This window comes from Dermacoccus barathri, assembly GCF_015070805.1.
In the GTDB taxonomy this organism is placed as follows: Bacteria; Actinomycetota; Actinomycetes; order Actinomycetales; family Dermatophilaceae; genus Dermacoccus; species Dermacoccus abyssi.
On record NZ_JADCTK010000002.1, the window covers coordinates 39,669 to 57,003 of the forward strand.

Consider the following 17,335-nt stretch of genomic DNA (forward strand, 5'->3'; position numbering starts at 1 on the left):
TCGCGCGGCATCAACCAGAGAGGTTGAATCATGGCCAAGACCCTCGAATTCAACGACGACGCGCGCAAGTCGCTCGAGCGCGGTGTCGACGCGCTCGCCAACGCCGTCAAGGTGACCCTCGGCCCGAAGGGCCGCAACGTCGTCATCGACAAGTCCTGGGGCGCCCCCACCATCACGAACGATGGTGTCACCATCGCCCGTGAGGTCGAGCTCGAAGACCCGTACGAGAACCTCGGCGCGCAGCTCGCCAAGGAGGTCGCCACCAAGACGAACGACGTCGCCGGTGACGGCACGACGACCGCCACGGTTCTCGCCCAGGCCCTCGTCAAGGAAGGCCTGCGCAACGTTGCCGCCGGCGCGGCCCCGGCCGGCCTGAAGCGCGGTATCGACAAGGCCGTCACCGCCATCAACGACCAGCTGCTCGCCAACGCGCGCCCGGTCGACGGCAAGGACGACTACGCCAAGGTCGCTTCGCTCTCCGCCCAGGACGCCACCATCGGTGGCCTCATCGGTGAGGCGTTCGACAAGGTCGGCAAGGACGGCGTCATCACGGTTGAGGAGTCCTCCACCGCCGAGACGAAGCTCGAGTACACCGAGGGCATGCAGTTCGACAAGGGCTACCTCTCGCCGTACTTCGTGACCGACCCCGAGCGCATGGAGGCCGTCCTCGAGGACGCCTACATCCTCATCAACCAGGGCAAGATCTCGAACGTGCAGGACCTCCTGCCCGTCCTCGAGAAGGTCGTCCAGTCCGGCAAGCCGCTGCTCATCATCGCCGAGGACATCGAGGGCGAAGCCCTCTCGACGCTCGTCGTGAACAAGATCCGCGGCACGTTCAACGTCGTCGCCGTCAAGGCCCCCGGCTTCGGTGACCGCCGCAAGGCCATGCTGCAGGACATCGCAATCCTCACCGGCGGCCAGGTCATCGCCGAGGAGGTCGGCCTCAAGCTCGAGGCCGCCGACCTCGACGTCCTCGGCCAGGCCCGCCGCATCCAGGTGACGAAGGACTCCACGACGATCATCGACGGCGCCGGCCAGGGCGACGCAGTCGAGGGCCGCGTCAAGGAGCTCAAGGCCGAGATCGAGCGCACGGACTCCGACTGGGACCGCGAGAAGCTCCAGGAGCGTCTTGCGAAGCTCGCCGGCGGCGTCTGTGTCATCGGCGTCGGTGCACACACCGAGGTCGAGATGAAGGAGAAGAAGCACCGCATCGAGGACGCCATCGCGGCCACGCGCGCGGCCATCGAGGAAGGCATCGTCGCCGGTGGTGGATCCGCCGTCATCCACGCCGCCTCCGCGCTCGACTCCCTCCAGCTCGAAGGTGACGAGGCCACCGGCGCCACGCTCGTCGGCAAGGCCATCGCCGAGCCGCTGCGCTGGATCGCCGAGAACGCCGGTCTCGAGGGCTACGTCGCCGTCTCCAAGGTGCGCGAACTGCCCGTCGGCCAGGGCCTCGACGCCGCCACCGGCGACTACATCGACCTCGTCGAAGCCGGCATCATCGACCCGGTCAAGGTCACGCGCTCCGCACTGACCAACGCCGCCTCCATCGCCTCCATGGTTCTCACGACCGACACCCTCGTCGTCGAGAAGAAGGAAGACGAAGAGGCACCCGCGGCAGGTCACGGCCACAGCCACTGATCTCCCTCGCGCCGCGAAGTTCTCCCTCGCGCCGTCTTCCGGCGCGTGGCCGTCTCCTGCTCGCAAGCTCGCAGAAGACGGCCACGCGCTCGGTGCGACAGCGCTTCGGGGCTTGAAAGACGCCCCTCCCACGAGCAAGCTCGCGGGAGGGGCGTCTTTCTGCGCGGTCTGCTTCCAACGTGGGTGCGTTGAGCGAAAGGGTTGCGGCTTTGCGCGTGGCCCGGTTTCGTTGGGGGAGAGGGTCGCGGCTTTGCGAGTGGCCCTGGTTACATGGCGATGCGGAGGCGCCTGTGTTCGGCTGTCAGCGCCGGGTCACGCGCACGCACTCGTCCTCGAGGCACACCACGGCGCCGACCGGAATCTGGGCGCTGCGGCGCGTGTCGACCTCGCCGTCGACCGTCACGAGGCCCTCAATGATGACAATGCGCGCCTCGGCGCCGTCCTCCACGAGGTTGGCCAACTTGAGCAGCTGACCGAGCTTGATGGCGTCGTCGCGAATCGGAACGTCTACGGGTGAGCTCATGGCCACATTCTCGCACCGAACTCGCCGTGCACCCCGTGGTGTGGTTACCGTGGGGGCCGCAACCGCTGACCGTGAACCGCGCACATCCGTGACGGGAGTAGGCCATGGCGCTCGAAGGTGGATACATGGGAGGGGCCTCCTGGCCCCAGGTGTCCCATGCCCGAGCGCGTGTAACGAACCTACCGTCGACCCCGATGTCATCCGAGGAAGCGCCGATGCGCGACCTCGTGGCTGCCGCTCAGGACAACGATCCGGCAGCACGACACCAACTCCTCGACGACGTTCACCGGATGGCGTTGCGCTACGCGTCAGCCCGTCTCGGCGCTTTCAGCGCCTCGCGTGAACTCGCCGCCGACGCCGCTCAGGAGGTGTGCGTGGCTGTCCTGCAGGCGCTTCCGCGCTACGTCGAGCGCGGCGTCCCCTTCGAGGCCTTCGTCTACTCCATCTGCTCGCGCAAGGTGGCCGACGTGCAGCGAGGCGCCTTCCGCGCGGCTGTGCCCACCGACGAGATCCCCGAGGGCGTCGACCTGTCGACCGGCCCCGAGGAGATGGCCGTCAGCGGCGACACCGCCAAGCGCCTCTCGATACTCATGGGCGGCCTGTCCGAACAGCACCGCGAAATCCTGACGCTCCGCGTCGCCGTCGGCCTCTCCGCCGAGGAGACCGCCCGCAGCCTCGGCATGACGGCCGGCGCCGTGCGCGTCGCCCAGCACCGCGCGCTCGCGAAGCTGCGCAAGCTGCACGACGCCTCCGGCCAGGAGTTGAGGTGAGCCACGTGAACGACGCATCCCGCGACACGAACCTCTTCGAGATCGCCCGCGACGACGAACTCCTCGACGTCCTCGGCGCACGCCTTTTGGACGCGGACGAGTCCAACGCCGACACGAACATCGACACCGGCACCTACGAGTCGGACGATGTCGCTCACATGCTCGCCGCCTGGGCGCAGGACATCGACGACGAGGCCGAGGCCACGTTCACGGTCGAGCCCCGACGCGTCACGCGGGCAGCTCGCGCCGCCTACGCGGTGTCCAATGAGGCCGAGTCCGTCGAACCCGGACCTGTCACGGCCGCGCCGCGCCCTCGCGGCGGCACGTACAGCGCCTCGGGCGACGGCCGAGTGGCCGCTGCTCTCGGCCGCGGATGGTGGGGCCTGGCCCCGGCTGCCCGCGTGCGAACCGGCGCTACGGCCGCTGCAGCGGGTCTCATGCTCTCCCTGTCCGGCGTCGCCGCCGCTGTCGGTGGGGGACGCCTACCGTCCCTCGACTCCTTCACGCTCAGTTCGACGAAGGCTCACAACCCCTCCGTGCTGGCCGATGAGGTGCCTCGCGCCACGGCGACCGACGCACCAGCAGCGCCGCAGAAGCCGGCGAAGAAGCGTGTCGAGGCGCTGCCAGATCGCACGGACGGCCACGCCGAGGGCGCTGCGCGGCCCCGCACGTCCGCCGCTCCGAAGGAAACGGCACCGAGCGACTCCTGGCCTCGGGTCGAGGAGCGCCGTACCGGTCTCGACCGCTCGGTCGTCGCCGCGCCCCGAATCGACCGTCAGCGCCCGGCGGTACCGACGTACCGGCCCAACACGGGCGCCCGACCGACGCAGGCGCCGAGCACGACGCGTCCGCCGCGTCCGACGACGCCGCCCTCGCCGTCGTCCACGCAGCCGCCGACGACCACGAAGCCGAGCACGCCGTCCACCCCAGGTTCGTCGACGACGTCGCCGAGCACCGGTCCCTCGGGTTCGACAGGCACGTCGGGCTCCTCGAGTTCCTCGGGCTCGCCCTCCACGACGAAGCCGACCCCTCGCCCCACCTCGAGCGTTTCCCCGAGGTCGACACGCGGCTCACACAAGGCCTCCTCCGGAAGCGGTGCGCTGACGAAGGCGGAGAAGAAGACGCGCAACCGGTTCAGGTACCTCATGCCGAGGCCGTCGATCGAGGCGTCCTCAACGCCTCTCGAGCCGAGCGCTACGGCGGAGCCGGTGCCGAACGAAACCGCCACGCCGACGCGCTAGGTGAGAATGCGCACAACGCTGAGCGCGCGGCGCTGGGCACGCGTGCGCGTGACCTAGAATCGGTGAATGGCTTTCGGCTCTGACAACGGCACTGAGATCCCCCCGAAATTCGCGACGCTCGGCCTCACCTACGACGACGTCCTTCTCCTTCCCGGGGAGACCGATGTCATCCCCTCGGAGGTCGACACCACCGCGCAGTTGACGCGCGAGATCAAGCTCAACATCCCTCTCGTCTCTGCAGCGATGGACACCGTCACCGAAGCGCGCATGGCCATCGCCATGGCCCGCGAGGGCGGCATGGGCGTGCTGCACCGCAACCTGTCGATCGAGGATCAGGCCTACCAGGTCGACCTCGTCAAGCGCACTCAGACGGGCCGTATCACCAACCCCGTGACGATCGGCCCCGACGCCACGCTCGAAGAGCTCGACGCCATCTGCGGCGAGTACCGCGTCTCCGGTCTGCCGGTCGTCGAGGGCGACAACAAGCTCATCGGCATCATCACCAACCGCGACCTGCGCTTCACGCCCGTCGCCGAGTGGGCCGGCACGAAGGTGCGCGACGTCATGACGACGCAGCTCATCACCGCGCCCGTCGACATCTCGAACGAGGACGCCACGGCGCTGCTGCGTCAGCACAAGCGTGAGCGTCTGCCGCTCGTCGATCGCGACGGTCGCCTCGCCGCGCTCATCACGGTCAAGGACTTCGTGAAGTCCGAGCAGTTCCCGAACGCCTCGAAGGACGCCGACGGTCGCCTCATGGTCGGTGCCGCCGTCGGGTACTTCGGTGAGGCGTGGGAGCGCGCGACGACGCTCATCGACGCCGGCGTCGACGTGCTCGTCGTCGACACGGCGCACGGCCACGCGCGCCTCCTGCTCGACATGATCCGCAAGCTCAAGGCCGACCCGGCCACGAAGAACGTCCAGATCATCGGCGGCAACGTTGCCACCCGCGCGGGTGCCCAGGCGCTCGTCGACGCCGGTGTCGACGCCGTCAAAGTGGGCGTCGGGCCGGGCTCGATCTGCACGACGCGCATCGTCGCGGGTGTCGGTGTTCCGCAGGTCACCGCGATCCACGAGGCCGCCCAGGCCTGCGGCCCCGCCGGTGTGCCGGTCATCGGTGACGGCGGCCTGCAGTACTCCGGTGACATCGCCAAGGCCCTCGTCGCCGGTGCGTCCTGCGTCATGGTCGGCTCGCTGCTCGCCGGTACGGAGGAGTCGCCGGGCGAGGTCGTGCTCATCAACGGCAAGCAGTTCAAGGCCTACCGCGGCATGGGTTCGCTCGGTGCGATGAGCTCGCGCGGCAAGAAGTCGTACTCCAAGGACCGCTACTTCCAGGCCGACGTCATCAGCGACGACCAGCTCGTGCCCGAGGGCATCGAGGGTCGCGTGTCGTACAAGGGCCCGGTGAGCAACGCGGTGCGTCAGCTCGTCGGCGGCCTTCACCAGTCGATGTTCTACGTCGGCGGTGCCACGATCCCGGAGCTGCAGGAGCGCGGCCAGTTCGTCCGCATCACCGCGGCCGGCCTCAAGGAGTCGCACCCCCACGACGTCCAGGGCATCGTCGAAGCGCCGAACTACTCGATCCGCTGACGACGTCTCGTCCCGCTTTCGAGCGCCTCACCTTCACGACGAAGGTGAGGCGCTCGTGTGTTGAGGCGGGTTTTCCCACATGCGCGAGATGTCGCACGAATGTGGAGACAGGCGCGCGGTTGCTCCCCACTTGCGCGACATTCCGCGCTTGTGGGGAAGCGGGCGCCCGCAGGTAGGCTGGGTGGGTGACTGAGATCGAGATCGGCAAGGGCAAGCGCGGCCGCCGCGCGTATTCACTCGACGACATCGCCGTCGTGCCGTCGCGCCGCACGCGTGACCCCCGCGAGGTGTCGACGTCGTGGCAGATCGACGCCTACCACTTCGACCTGCCCGTCATGGCAGCGCCGATGGACTCCGTGATGTCGCCCGCCACCGCCATCGAGTTCGGCCGCCTCGGCGGTCTGCCCGTGCTCGACCTCGAGGGCCTGTGGACGCGCTACGAGGACCCGGAGACGCAACTCGCCTCCATCGCCACGGTCGACCCGGCCGAAGCAGTCGCCCGCATGCGCGAGATCTACGACGAGCCGATCAAGCCCGAGCTCATTCGCGACCGCCTCAAGCAGATCCGTGACGCTGGCGTCACTGTCGCCGGCGCGCTCACGCCGCAGCGCACCCAGGAGCACTGGCGCACCGTCGTCGAAGCCGGAGTCGACGTCTTCGTCATCCGCGGTACCACGGTCTCCGCCGAGCACGTCTCCGGCGACGCCGAGCCGCTCAACCTCAAGCGCTTCATCTACGAACTCGACGTTCCCGTCATCGTCGGTGGCGCGGGCACGTACACCGCAGCGCTGCATCTCATGCGCACCGGTGCGGCCGGCGTGCTCGTCGGCTTCGGTGGCGGCGCTGCCCACACGACGCGTCGCACGCTCGGCATCCACGCGCCCATGGCCACGGCCCTCTCCGACGTCGCCGCAGCCCGTCGCGACTACCTCGACGAGTCCGGTGGCCGCTACGTCCACGTCATCGCCGACGGCGGTGTCGGCACCTCCGGTGACATCGTCAAGGCCGTCGCCTGCGGTGCGGACGCCGTCATGCTCGGCGCCGCGCTGGCTCGCGCCACCGAGGCGCCCGGTCGCGGATTCCACTGGGGCCCCGAGGCGCACCACAGCCAGCTGCCGCGCGGTGAGCGCGTCGAGGTGGGCACAGTGGCGAGCCTCGAGGAGATCCTCAACGGCCCCGGCCGCGGCGCCGACGGCACCACCAACATCGTCGGTGCCCTCAAGCGCGCCATGGCCACCACCGGCTACTCCGACCTCAAGGAGTTCCAGCGCGTCGAGGTCGTCGTCGCGCCGTACCAGCGTTCCTGAGGCACACTCACGACGGAGGGGCTGGACCGGCAGGTCGAGCCCCTCCGTCATGCTCGCGGTTCCTCGCATCCTGGGACGACTGCCACTTACTTACTTCAAAGTAAGGACGTTGTCGGTGGCCCGTCCTAGGGTGGATCCATGACTTCTCAGACCGCCTCTTCGCCCGCCGTCCGCGTTGCGCAGGACGTGGCGAAGCGCATGAGCCACCGCGTCACTGCTGCCGCCGACGCGCCCCAGCGTGAGCGCACGACGCCTCTCACCGGTGAGGTTGTCGCGTCGCTGCCCGAGTCGAGCGTCGCCGACGTCGAGCGCGCCTACGAGGCGGCGCGTGCGGCTCAGACCGCGTGGGCCGCCACGCCCGTCAAGGAGCGCGTGGAGTTCCTGGAACGCCTGCACGACCTCGTGCTCGAGCACCAGAGCGAGATGCTCGACCTCATCCAGCTCGACTCGGGCAAGGCCCGCATCCAGGCGTTCGAGGAGATTCTCGACACCGCCGGTGTGTGCCGCCACTACGCGAAGAAGGCACCGAGCTATCTCGCCGAGCGCAAGGGTGCGGGCGCCATGCCGGTGCTGACGCAGGCCCGCACGGGCTACCGCCCCAAGGGCGTCGTCGGCGTCGTCGCGCCGTGGAACTACCCGCTGTCGATGACGATCACCGACGCCCTGCCCGCCCTTGCTGCCGGCAACGCCGTCGTCCTTCGTCCTGACGAGAAGGCGTCTCTCACCTGCCTCAAGATCGTCGAGCTCATCGACGAGGCCGGTCTGCCCGAGGGGCTCCTCCAGATCGTTCTGGGCGACGGCCCCACCGTCGGCGGCGCGGTCCTCGAGCGCGCGGACTACGTCATGTACACGGGCTCGACGAACGTCGGGCGTCAGGTCGCACGCGACGCCGGTGAACGCCTCGTCGGGGCGTCGCTCGAGCTCGGCGGGAAGAACGCGATGTACGTCGCCGAGGACGCCGACCTCAAGCGCGCCGCCGAGGGCGCCCAGCGCGCGGTGTTCTCCAGCGCGGGCCAGCTGTGCATCTCGATCGAGCGCCTCGTGCTCCACGAGGCCATCGCTGACGAGTTCCTGCGCCTGTTCCTCGCCCGCGTCAAGGCGATGAAGCTCAGCACCGAGGTGGGCTGGGGAGCCGACATGGGCAGCCTCATCTCCGCGCAGCAGTTGGAGCGCGTCGAGGAGCACGTCGCGGATGCTGTCTCCAAGGGCGCCACGGTGCTCGCGGGCGGCAAGGCGCGCCCCGACGTCGGGCCCTTCGTCTACGAACCCACCGTGCTCGACGGCGTTGCCGAAGGCATGAGCTGCCGACGCGACGAGACCTTCGGCCCGCTCGTGTCGGTCTACCGGGTCGCGAACGACGACGAGGCCGTCGCCTTCGCCAACGACAGCGAGTACGGCCTCAACGCGTCCGTCTGGACCAAGGACGTCAAGCGTGGCCGCGCCATCGCCGCCCGTATCCAGTCCGGCACCGTCAACGTCAACGAGGGCTACGCCTCCGCGTACGCGAGCAACGGGGCACCGATGGGCGGCATGAAGTCCTCCGGCGTCGGCCGCCGTCACGGGGCCGAGGGCATCCGCAAGTACACCGACATCCAGAACGTCACGGTGCAGCACGTCCAGGGCTTCGGGGTGCCGAAGGGCATGTCGCAGAAGCAGTTTGCCAAGGTGATGACGGTGGGCATGCGCCTCATGAAGCGAGGAGGTGTCGCATGAGCGGCTTCGATCACGACGTCGTCGTCATCGGCTCGGGGTTCGGCGGCTCCGTCGCCGCCCTGCGGTTGGCCGAGAAGAACTACGACGTCCTCGTCTACGAGGCCGGCCCGCGCCGTGAGGACGAGGACTTCGCCACCTCGAGCTGGGACGTGCGCAACTACCTGTGGGCGCCAGCGCTCAAGTGCTACGGCGTGCAGCGCATCCACAAGATCCCTGACGCCGTCATCCTCGCCGGGGCCGGTGTGGGCGGCGGGAGCCTCAACTACGCCAACACGCTCTACGTGCCGCCGCAGCCGTTCTTCGCCGACAAGCAGTGGTCGCACATTACCGACTGGTCCGCAGAACTCATGCCGCACTACGAGACGGCGAAGAAGATGCTCGGCGTCGTCGAGTCCAACCCGTGCGAGGGGCCGGTCGAGCAGCTCATGCGCGATGTCGCCGCAGACCTCGGCGTGAGCGAGACGTTCCGCAAGACGCCCGTCGGCGTGTTCTTCGGGGAGTCCGGAAAGCGTGTCGCCGACCCGTACTTCGGGGGAGAGGGCCCGGAGCGCACCGGCTGCACCGAGTGCGGCAACTGCATGGTCGGCTGCCGCGTCGGTGCAAAGAACACCCTCGCGAAGAACTACCTGCCCCTCGCCGAACGTTCCGGTGCGCGCATCGAGCCGATGCGTACCGTCGTCGACCTCGAGCCGCTCGGCCCGAACGGTGATGAGGGCTGGCGCATCACGACGGAGGCCACCGGCGCCTGGGTGCGCAAGAACCGTCGCACGGTGACGGCGCAGCACGTCGTCATGGCAGCCGGCACGTGGGGCACGCAGAGCCTCCTGCACTCGCTGCAGGCCGACGGCAAGCTTCCGCGCCTGTCGCGCACGCTTGGTCACCTCACCCGCACCAACTCCGAGGAGCTCGGCGGTGCCGCCGCCACGCAGCTGCCCGAGGGCGTCGACCTCACACACGGCGTGGCCATCACGTCGAGCTTCCACGTCGACGAAACCACCCACGTCGAGAACGTGCGCTACGGGCGCGGCTCGAACGCCATGGGCCTGTTCTCCACGCTGCTCATTCCCGGTGACGTGGGCAACCGCGTCGTCGAGTTCGTCAAGCAGTTCGCGCGCCGCCCGGTCATGCTCACGAAGGCCGTCGTCCCCAAGGGCTGGAGCGAGCGCACCATCATCGCGCTCGTCATGCAGACGGTCGACAACTCGCTCATCGTCTCCCCGAAGAAGACGCGCCGCGGGTGGAAGCTCACCTCCCGTCAGGGCCACGGTGAGCCGAACCCGACGTGGATCCCTGGCGGCCACAAGGCCGTCCGCGGCATGGCGGACCGTCTCGAGCGGGTCAGCGGCAAGGAGGCCATCGCGGGTGGCACGTGGAACGAACTGTTCGACGTGCCCATGACGGCGCACTTCCTCGGCGGCGCCCCGATCAGCGACGGCCCGGAGACCGGCGTCATCGACGCCTACCAGCGCGTGCACGGCTACCCCACGATGTCGATCGTCGACGGTACGGCCGTCTCCGCGAACCTCGGCGTCAACCCGTCGCTCACCATCACGGCTCAGGCCGAGCGTGCCTTTTCGCTGTGGCCGGCCAAGGGCGAGCGCGACGAGCGTCCGGCTCAGGGCGAGGCGTACGTCCGGCTCGAACGCGAGCCGAACCGGGTGCCCGGCCAGCCCGTAGTCCTCGGCATGCCGACGGTGGCACGGACACCCGCGACGTAGGCACCGCGCGTCGGCGCGTACCCTGGTGGGGTGCTCCAGACCGCGATGAAACCCCGTTTCGTGCGGCTGTTCTCGCTCATGCTCGTGCTCGTTGCCGCGTTCATCTGGCTCGGCAAGTGGCAGTGGGGGACGGCCAACAACGAGGCCAACCAGAAGGTGCTCGAAGAGGCTTCGCAGCGCACGCGTGAGCCGCTCGACGCGGTGATCAAGCCGCAGACGCCGTTCGACAACTCGACGTCGTTGCAGCCCATCACCGTCACGGGCCGTTACGACGCGAGCAAGACCGAGCTCGTCGCGGGCCGTGTGCTCGAGGGCAAGCACGGCTGGTGGGTCATGACACCCCTCGTCGTCGACAGCACCGGAGCACGGCTGCCCATCGTGCGCGGCTTCGTCGACAAGACGACGAACATCCCGAAACCGCCGTCGGGCACCGTGACCGTCGAGGGCGCGCTGGCGCCCGGTGAGTCGGTGTCGACGATGGACGCTCTTCCGCCCGGCCAGATCGGCACGATCGACATGGGTCTGCTGCTCAACAAGTGGGACGGTCGCGTCTACAACGCCTTCATCTTCTCCACGGACCAACAGCCCGCGACGCGGGTGAAGGCGGGGGAAACCACCCCAGAGCACATCCCGCCGCCCGTGCCGCGCACGACGCACATCGAGTGGCGCAACGCAGCCTATGCCATCCAGTGGTGGGTGTTCGCCGTCTTCGCGGTCTTCATGTGGGTCAAGCTCGTGCGCGACGAGCACCACCTCGAGATCGCCGCCGACGAGAGCCGTGTTGACGAGAACAACGAGCAGCATCACACAACTCCCAGCGAAGACGACTCCCCTTCCGACGTGACGACGCCCCCTACGGGCGAGCGAGAGGACGACCGATGACCGACCAGAAGCCCGCTGCTGCAGGTAAGCCCACGATCGACGTGAACCAGGCCCGCTCGGCCCTGAAGTTCTTCAAGATCGCCGCGTTCATCGTCGGCATCGGCCTGCTCGTGCTCGTGCTCGAGATGGTGCTGTACTACCGGTTCCACAACGACGCGCTCGCGTGGTGGCCGCAGCCGCACGGCCTGCTCTTCCTCGTCTACGTCGCGGCGACGGCGAACCTCGGGTTCAAGATGCGCTGGGGTCTCGGCAAGATGGTCCTCGTCATCCTCGCCGGGTGCGTGCCGTTCCTGTCGTTCTGGGTCGAGCGCAAGATGAGCCGCGAGGTCGAGGCCGACCTCGCGGGCCGCTGACGGGCCGACGGCCGGAAGGCCTGTCGGTGGCGACGGATAGGATGAACGCGTGAGCGACAACCTGCAGGATCACCCCGTACTCGTCGTCGATTTCGGCGCCCAGTACGCCCAACTCATCGCGCGCCGCGTGCGCGAGTGCGCCCTCTATTCCGAGGTCGTGCCGCACACGATGAGCGCGAAGGAGATGCTGGCAAAGAACCCCGCCGCCATCGTGCTGTCGGGCGGGCCCTCGTCCGTCTACGCCGACGGTGCTCCGTCGCTCGACGTGGCGCTGCTCGAAGCGGGCGTGCCGGTCTTCGGTATCTGCTATGGCTTCCAGGCCATGGCGCACGCCCTCGGCGGAACCGTCGCCCACACCGGTGGCCGCGAGTACGGTCACACGATGGCCACGATCACCCACACCGACTCGATCCTCTTCGACGGTCAGCCCGCCGAGCAGGCTGTGTGGATGTCGCACGGTGACGGCGTGAGCGAGGCCCCCACGGGCATGACGGTGTGCGCTCGCACGCCCGGCGCCCCCGTCGCCGCGTTCGAGGACGCCGAGCGCAGGCTCTTCGGCGTGCAGTGGCACCCGGAGGTGCTCCACTCCACGCACGGCCAGGAAGTGCTGCGCAACTTCCTGCTCAACGGCGCCGGCCTCAAGGCCGAGTGGACGCCCGCCAACATGGCCGAGGAACTCGTCGCCCAGGTGCGCGAGCAGATCGGTGAGGGCCGCGCCATCTGTGGTCTCTCCGGTGGTGTCGACTCGTCCGTCGCCGCGGCCATGGTGCAGAAGGCCATCGGCGACCGGCTCACGTGTGTCTTCGTTGACCACGGCCTGCTGCGCGCCGGTGAGGCCGAGCAGGTCAAGGAGGACTTCGTCGCCGCTACCGGTGTCGACCTCGTCGTCGTCGACGCCTCCGAGCGGTTCCTCGAGGCGCTGGCCGGCCAGTCCGATCCCGAGACGAAGCGCAAGATCATCGGCCGCGAGTTCATCCGCGTCTTCGAGCAGGCGGCGCGCGACATCGTCGGTGCCGAATCGGACAGCGAACACCCCGTCGAGTTCCTCGTTCAGGGCACGCTCTACCCCGACGTCGTCGAATCCGGCGGCGGCACCGGCGCGGCCAACATCAAGAGCCACCACAACGTCGGCGGTCTGCCCGACGACCTGCAGTTCAAGCTCGTCGAACCGCTGCGCGCCCTCTTCAAGGACGAGGTGCGCCAGGTCGGCCTCGAACTCGGTGTGCCCGATTCCATCGTCTGGCGCCAGCCGTTCCCCGGCCCCGGCCTCGGCATCCGCATCATCGGCGAGGTGACGGCCGAGCGTCTCGAGATCCTGCGCGCGGCCGACAAGATTACCCGCGAGGAGCTCACGGCCGCGGGCCTCGACCGCGACATCTGGCAGTGCCCCGTCGTCCTTCTGGCCGACGTGCGCTCGGTCGGTGTGCAGGGTGACGGCCGCACCTACGGTCACCCCATCGTGCTGCGCCCCGTCTCCAGCGAGGACGCCATGACGGCCGACTGGACGCGCCTGCCCTACGACGTCCTGGCCACGATCTCGAACCGCATCACGAACGAGGTCTCCGACGTCAACCGCGTCGTGCTCGACGTGACGAGCAAGCCCCCGGGCACCATCGAGTGGGAGTGAGCGCCCACCGATGAGCGAGCAGCAGCCCGCTCCCGACGCCGACGGCGCGGCCCACGTGGTCGCGCCGTCGGCGTGCCACGGGGCGACCCCGGTCGGTGAACCCAGCGACCTCACCGAACCCGTCCGCCGCTTCGTCTGCTCCGTGCGGACGATGACGTTCGCCTCACTGGCGTCGTTCGTCCTCGTCCTGTGGGTCTTCACCCGTACCGCGCGCGCCCAGGTGTGGGACGAGCGTGGGCGGATGAGCACAGGTGCGAGCGCGCGGGCGTGGGTTCACATCGTCGATCCGCTCACCTACATCACGATCGGCTCGGTCGCGACGCTGCTCGCCGGCTTCGTCGTCATCGCGCTCGCGCGGCAACGAGCGGGTCTCGCGCTGGCCGCGATCCTCGTGGTCGGGGGAGCGAACGTCACGACGCAACTGTTCAAGGCGTACTGGCCCACGAGCCCGCACCTGTGGGATAACTCCCTACCGAGCGGACACTCGACCGTTGCGATGAGCCTCAGCCTCGCGGCGATCCTCGTCGCGCCGTCCGGGGCCAGACGGTGGCTCGTGCCCTTCGCCGCCTTCGGAGCCACGTTCGTCGGCGCCGGAACGATCGTCGGGCACTGGCACCGCCCGGCCGACGTGTGGGCGGCCTTCCTCGTATGCCTCCTGTGGTCGGCCGGAGCGATCGGTCTCGTGCTCAAACTCCAGTTGCGGCGCCACACCCGCGACGCGAAGTACGCGCTGCGCCCTGCCTCAGGCGTCGTCGGGAGCATGACGGCGGGGCTCATCTTCGTCGGGCTCGGAGTGCGGCCGCTCGACGCCGACCTCAAGCTGGCCGAGGCGATCGTCGCCCTCGGAGTCACCGGGTTGCTCGCGGCGTTCGTCGTCGCATGGGTGAGCGCTGCGGCGGACGACAACCTCGGATGAGGGACCCGGTGAAGCGAATCGAGCCACTCGTCCTGGCGGGGAGCCTGCTCGTTCTCGTGGCCCTCATCGCGCTGCGCGCCACGGCGGCCGGCAAGCGCCTGGCTGCGGCCACCACGCACTGGCTCGGTGAAGCCGATCGCCCTGACGGCGGTCTGATCTGGCCCGCCTCCGGCCTCGTGACGCGTGCCTATCTGCCGTTCGTTGCGCTGACGCTCGTGGCGCTCGCGGTCGCACTGATGCGCCACTCGCTGCGGCGCCGAGCACTCGCAGGGGCGTTCGTCCTCGTTGTCAGCGGCGTGGGGGCGCAGGTGCTGGGGCGTCTCCTCGTGCCCGTGCTCGGACAGGAGTCCGCGACGCTCCCCAGCGGGCATGCGGCCCTCGTGCTCGGCGCCTGTGTGGCCTGGATCTGGATCGCACCCGCCCGGCATCGCCTCGCGGTCCTGTGTGGAGCCGGTGCCGTTGCGACGGCCGGGTCGCTCGGCATCGTCGTCGCGCAGTGGCACCGCCCGGGCGACGTGCTCGCGTCCCTCGCCCTCGTCACGGCCGTGACGGCGGTCGCTCGTCCTTTCGCCAGGACGGGCGCGATCGCACCGGCCGTCAGCGAGGCCGAGGGCAACCGGGCGCACGCGTTTCGGGGTGGCTTCGGCTACAGCCCGTCGACCGATGCTCTCGGGGCCGTGCTGTGCGGCGCAGCCGGCTGCGTCGTGCTCTACCAGGGGTGGGGTTCGGCGCTCGTCGGCGAGAACGTCGCTGCCCTTGTCGGCGGCTTGGCCGTGCGATGGGGCTTCGCCCTCGCGGCGGGGCTGCTCGTGTGGTTCGCCGCGCGCGTCGACGAAAGCCCTGTCAGTCGCCTCCACTAGGCTGGGCGGGTGCTTCGAACTACAGCAGCTGTGCTCGCCGGGAAGTCGGCTCGCGTCGCAACGAGACTGCGCGGTGGCGGTAGCGCCCTGCCCGGTCTCGTCGTTGAGAAGGTCGACCCGAAGTTCCTCGCCACGGCTCTCGCGAACCTCCCGAAGGGTGTCGTCGTCGTCACCGGCACGAACGGCAAGACCACGACGACGAAGATGCTCGTCGCGCTCCTTCGCGCGCACGGTCTCAAGGTCTTCACCAACCCCACGGGCTCGAACTTCACGCGCGGCGTCATCTCCTCGGTGCTCGGTGAGGTGTCGCTGCGCGGCACCATCGACGCCGACATCGCCGTGCTCGAACTCGACGAGGCGCACGCCCTGCACTTCGCCAAGGTGGTCAAGCCGACGCACGCGCTGCTGCTCAACGTGGCACGAGACCAGCTCGACCGTTTCGCCGAGATCGACTACACCGCGAAGCTCCTACGTCAGCTTGCCGAGCAGACCACCGAGGGCGTCGTGCTCAACCGTGACGACTCGTTCGTCGCGCGCATCGAGAGCGCGCTGAAGCCGAACGTCGAAGTCTCCTACTTCGGGGTCGACGAGACGATCGCGGAGCGCCTCGGTGAGCTCATGGAACAGGACGTGCGCAGCGACGACGACTTCGTCCAGCCGCTCGTGAGCTCCGGTGACGGACTCCTTCTGCCGATCGACGATCGCAAGTTCCTCGTCACGTTCGCCGACCGCGCCGACGGCAGCGCCAACGTCGGGCCGATGCAGATGCGTCAGCACGGTCTCGCGGCCATGATCAACGCCACGGCGGCCACGTCGATGGCGCGTCGGCTGCTCGGCGACGACTTCCTGCCGGCCACCGCCGTCAGCGCCCTCGAAGCGGTGCAGCCGCCGTTCGGTCGCGGCGAGGTCATCGACGTCGACGGTCAGGAACTCGAGCTCGTGCTCGTGAAGAACCCGGCCGGATTCACCGTGGCCCTCTCGACGTACGGCGGACGCCCGGTGGCGAGCATGGTGGCCATCAACGACAACTACGCCGACGGCCGCGATGTGTCGTGGCTGTACGACGTCAACTTCGCCTCCCTGCGTGAGCGCGGCGTCGAGCTCACCTCCGGCGTCCGCGCCTACGACATGGCGTTGCGCCTCGCCTACGACGGCGTCGAGGTGCGTCACGTCGAGCCCGAACTCACGTCCGCGCTCGACACGTTCCTCGCCGAGCACCCGAACGAGCCGAAGCGCATCTTCTGCACCTACACGGCGATGATGGCGCTACGCCGCACGCTCGCCGAGCGCTACGACCTGCCCGACATCGGAGAGGACGCCCCCGAATGAGCCAGCCCACTCCCGAGAACGTCGAGCCCGTCGTCAACGACGACCTCGCCGCCATGGACGTCGTCCCGACGACGCTCGGCGACCCGACCGGGCCGAGCAAGGGACGCGTCACCGTCGTTCACCTGTACCCGCGTGAGATGTCGATCTACGGCGACCTGGGCAACACGCGATGCCTCGAGGCGCGCCTGCGCTGGCACGGGTACGAGCCGAACGTCATCAGCCACAACCCGGGCGACGAGTTCCCCGACGACGCGCACCTCGTCGTCGGCGGCGGTGGCCAGGATTCCGGGCAGGTGCGTGTCGAGGCCGACCTCGAGAAGATCGGCCCGAAGCTCAAGGAGCTCGCCGAGGACGGCGTGCCGATGCTCATGATCTGCGGCATGTACCAGCTCTTCGGCAAGGCCTTCATCACGGTCGACGGCAAGACGCTGCCGGGCCTCGGCATCCTCGACGTCACGACGCGCGGCAACGAGAAGCGCATGATCGGCCCCGTCGTGCTCTCCACCGAGTTCGGCGACGTCGTCGGCTACGAGAACCACTCCGGTTCGACGGTGCTGGGGGAGGGGCAGGCGGCGTTCGGCTCCGTACGCTCCGGCTTCGGCAACAACGGCGAGGACGGCCACGAGGGCGCCCGCACGAACAACGTCGTCGGCTCCTACCTGCACGGCCCGATCCTGCCGGCCAACCCGCACCTCGCGGACTGGCTCATTGCCCGCGCCGTCGAGAAGGCGCTCGCCCAGCCGTTCGAACCGGGTGAGATCGACGACCGGTTCGCCGACCAGGCCCGCGAGCGTCAGGTTCGCCGCCTTACGAAGAGCTGACCGGCACTCGCTGATCTCAGGGACGAAGCCCCGTCGCCGCACAC

The 17,335-nt window shown here is 69.1% G+C and carries 15 protein-coding genes; 14 read left to right on the forward strand and 1 reads right to left on the reverse strand.

Going from position 1 to position 17,335, the window contains the following annotated elements; genetic code table 11:
- Positions 1 to 30 precede the first annotated feature (30 nt).
- Entirely contained in the window at positions 31 to 1,641 is a 1,611-nt protein-coding gene (gene groL / locus IM689_RS03255; protein ID WP_193642880.1) for a chaperonin GroEL, read from the forward strand.
- Between the two features lie 301 nt (positions 1,642 to 1,942).
- Here groL and IM689_RS03260 read toward each other — a convergent pair whose 3' ends face one another.
- Positions 1,943 to 2,164 carry an RNA-binding S4 domain-containing protein gene (locus IM689_RS03260; RefSeq protein ID WP_193642881.1) on the reverse strand — a complete coding sequence of 74 codons (222 nt, stop codon included), beginning with the start codon at positions 2,162 to 2,164 and terminating at the stop codon, positions 1,943 to 1,945.
- Positions 2,165 to 2,358: 194 nt separating this feature from the next.
- Between IM689_RS03260 and shbA the strand changes: the two genes are divergently transcribed.
- The 13 genes from shbA (at position 2,359) to IM689_RS03325 (ending at position 17,291) form a co-directional block, all read left to right on the forward strand.
- A complete protein-coding gene (gene shbA / locus IM689_RS03265) occupies positions 2,359 to 2,934 on the forward strand; it encodes an RNA polymerase sigma factor ShbA (protein WP_227484452.1) in 576 nt (191 codons plus the stop codon).
- Between the two features lie 5 nt (positions 2,935 to 2,939).
- A complete protein-coding gene (locus IM689_RS03270; protein WP_193642883.1) occupies positions 2,940 to 4,175 on the forward strand; it encodes a hypothetical protein in 1,236 nt (411 codons plus the stop codon).
- A gap of 66 nt (positions 4,176 to 4,241) precedes the next feature.
- Positions 4,242 to 5,765 (forward strand): IMP dehydrogenase, encoded by a 1,524-nt coding sequence (gene guaB / locus IM689_RS03275; RefSeq protein WP_193642884.1) that lies wholly within the window; start codon positions 4,242 to 4,244, stop codon positions 5,763 to 5,765.
- 185 nt (positions 5,766 to 5,950) lie between these two features.
- Positions 5,951 to 7,072, forward strand: a complete 1,122-nt coding sequence (locus IM689_RS03280; RefSeq protein WP_193642885.1) for a GuaB3 family IMP dehydrogenase-related protein — start codon at positions 5,951 to 5,953, stop codon at positions 7,070 to 7,072.
- 138 nt (positions 7,073 to 7,210) lie between these two features.
- On the forward strand, positions 7,211 to 8,785 hold the full coding sequence (locus IM689_RS03285) for a succinic semialdehyde dehydrogenase (protein WP_193642886.1): 1,575 nt from the start codon (positions 7,211 to 7,213) through the stop codon (positions 8,783 to 8,785).
- Entirely contained in the window at positions 8,782 to 10,503 is a 1,722-nt protein-coding gene (locus tag IM689_RS03290; protein WP_193642887.1) for a GMC family oxidoreductase, read from the forward strand. The genes IM689_RS03285 and IM689_RS03290 overlap by 4 nt, the downstream gene beginning before the upstream one ends.
- A gap of 30 nt (positions 10,504 to 10,533) precedes the next feature.
- On the forward strand, positions 10,534 to 11,385 hold the full coding sequence (locus IM689_RS03295) for an SURF1 family protein (RefSeq protein ID WP_193642888.1): 852 nt from the start codon (positions 10,534 to 10,536) through the stop codon (positions 11,383 to 11,385).
- Positions 11,382 to 11,738 carry a DUF3817 domain-containing protein gene (locus IM689_RS03300; protein WP_193642889.1) on the forward strand — a complete coding sequence of 119 codons (357 nt, stop codon included), beginning with the start codon at positions 11,382 to 11,384 and terminating at the stop codon, positions 11,736 to 11,738. Before IM689_RS03295 ends, IM689_RS03300 begins: the two co-directional genes overlap by 4 nt.
- 49 nt (positions 11,739 to 11,787) lie before the next feature.
- Positions 11,788 to 13,365 carry a glutamine-hydrolyzing GMP synthase gene (gene guaA / locus IM689_RS03305; protein WP_193642890.1) on the forward strand — a complete coding sequence of 526 codons (1,578 nt, stop codon included), beginning with the start codon at positions 11,788 to 11,790 and terminating at the stop codon, positions 13,363 to 13,365.
- A 10-nt stretch (positions 13,366 to 13,375) separates the two neighbouring features.
- Positions 13,376 to 14,281, forward strand: coding sequence for a phosphatase PAP2 family protein (locus IM689_RS03310; RefSeq protein ID WP_193642891.1), 906 nt, complete (start codon positions 13,376 to 13,378; stop codon positions 14,279 to 14,281).
- Positions 14,282 to 14,289: 8 nt separating this feature from the next.
- Positions 14,290 to 15,141, forward strand: a complete 852-nt coding sequence (locus IM689_RS03315) for a hypothetical protein (protein ID WP_193642892.1) — start codon at positions 14,290 to 14,292, stop codon at positions 15,139 to 15,141.
- Between the two features lie 9 nt (positions 15,142 to 15,150).
- Positions 15,151 to 16,470 (forward strand): MurT ligase domain-containing protein, encoded by a 1,320-nt coding sequence (locus IM689_RS03320; RefSeq protein WP_193642893.1) that lies wholly within the window; start codon positions 15,151 to 15,153, stop codon positions 16,468 to 16,470.
- On the forward strand, positions 16,467 to 17,291 hold the full coding sequence (locus IM689_RS03325) for a type 1 glutamine amidotransferase (protein WP_406565486.1): 825 nt from the start codon (positions 16,467 to 16,469) through the stop codon (positions 17,289 to 17,291). The genes IM689_RS03320 and IM689_RS03325 overlap by 4 nt, the downstream gene beginning before the upstream one ends.
- Positions 17,292 to 17,335 lie beyond the last annotated feature (44 nt).

What these genes read in the sequence shown, in the direction of transcription:
- IM689_RS03300 (WP_193642889.1), top strand. Translation starts at nt 11,382, where the DNA reads ATGACCGACCAGAAGCCCGCTGCTGCAGGTAAGCCCACGATCGACGTG.
- IM689_RS03260 (WP_193642881.1), bottom strand. Translation starts at nt 2,164, where the DNA reads ATGAGCTCACCCGTAGACGTTCCGATTCGCGACGACGCCATCAAGCTC.
- groL (WP_193642880.1), top strand. Translation starts at nt 31, where the DNA reads ATGGCCAAGACCCTCGAATTCAACGACGACGCGCGCAAGTCGCTCGAG.
- IM689_RS03310 (WP_193642891.1), top strand. Translation starts at nt 13,376, where the DNA reads ATGAGCGAGCAGCAGCCCGCTCCCGACGCCGACGGCGCGGCCCACGTG.
- IM689_RS03285 (WP_193642886.1), top strand. Translation starts at nt 7,211, where the DNA reads ATGACTTCTCAGACCGCCTCTTCGCCCGCCGTCCGCGTTGCGCAGGAC.
- shbA (WP_227484452.1), top strand. Translation starts at nt 2,359, where the DNA reads ATGTCATCCGAGGAAGCGCCGATGCGCGACCTCGTGGCTGCCGCTCAG.
- guaB (WP_193642884.1), top strand. Translation starts at nt 4,242, where the DNA reads ATGGCTTTCGGCTCTGACAACGGCACTGAGATCCCCCCGAAATTCGCG.
- IM689_RS03325 (WP_406565486.1), top strand. Translation starts at nt 16,467, where the DNA reads ATGAGCCAGCCCACTCCCGAGAACGTCGAGCCCGTCGTCAACGACGAC.
- IM689_RS03290 (WP_193642887.1), top strand. Translation starts at nt 8,782, where the DNA reads ATGAGCGGCTTCGATCACGACGTCGTCGTCATCGGCTCGGGGTTCGGC.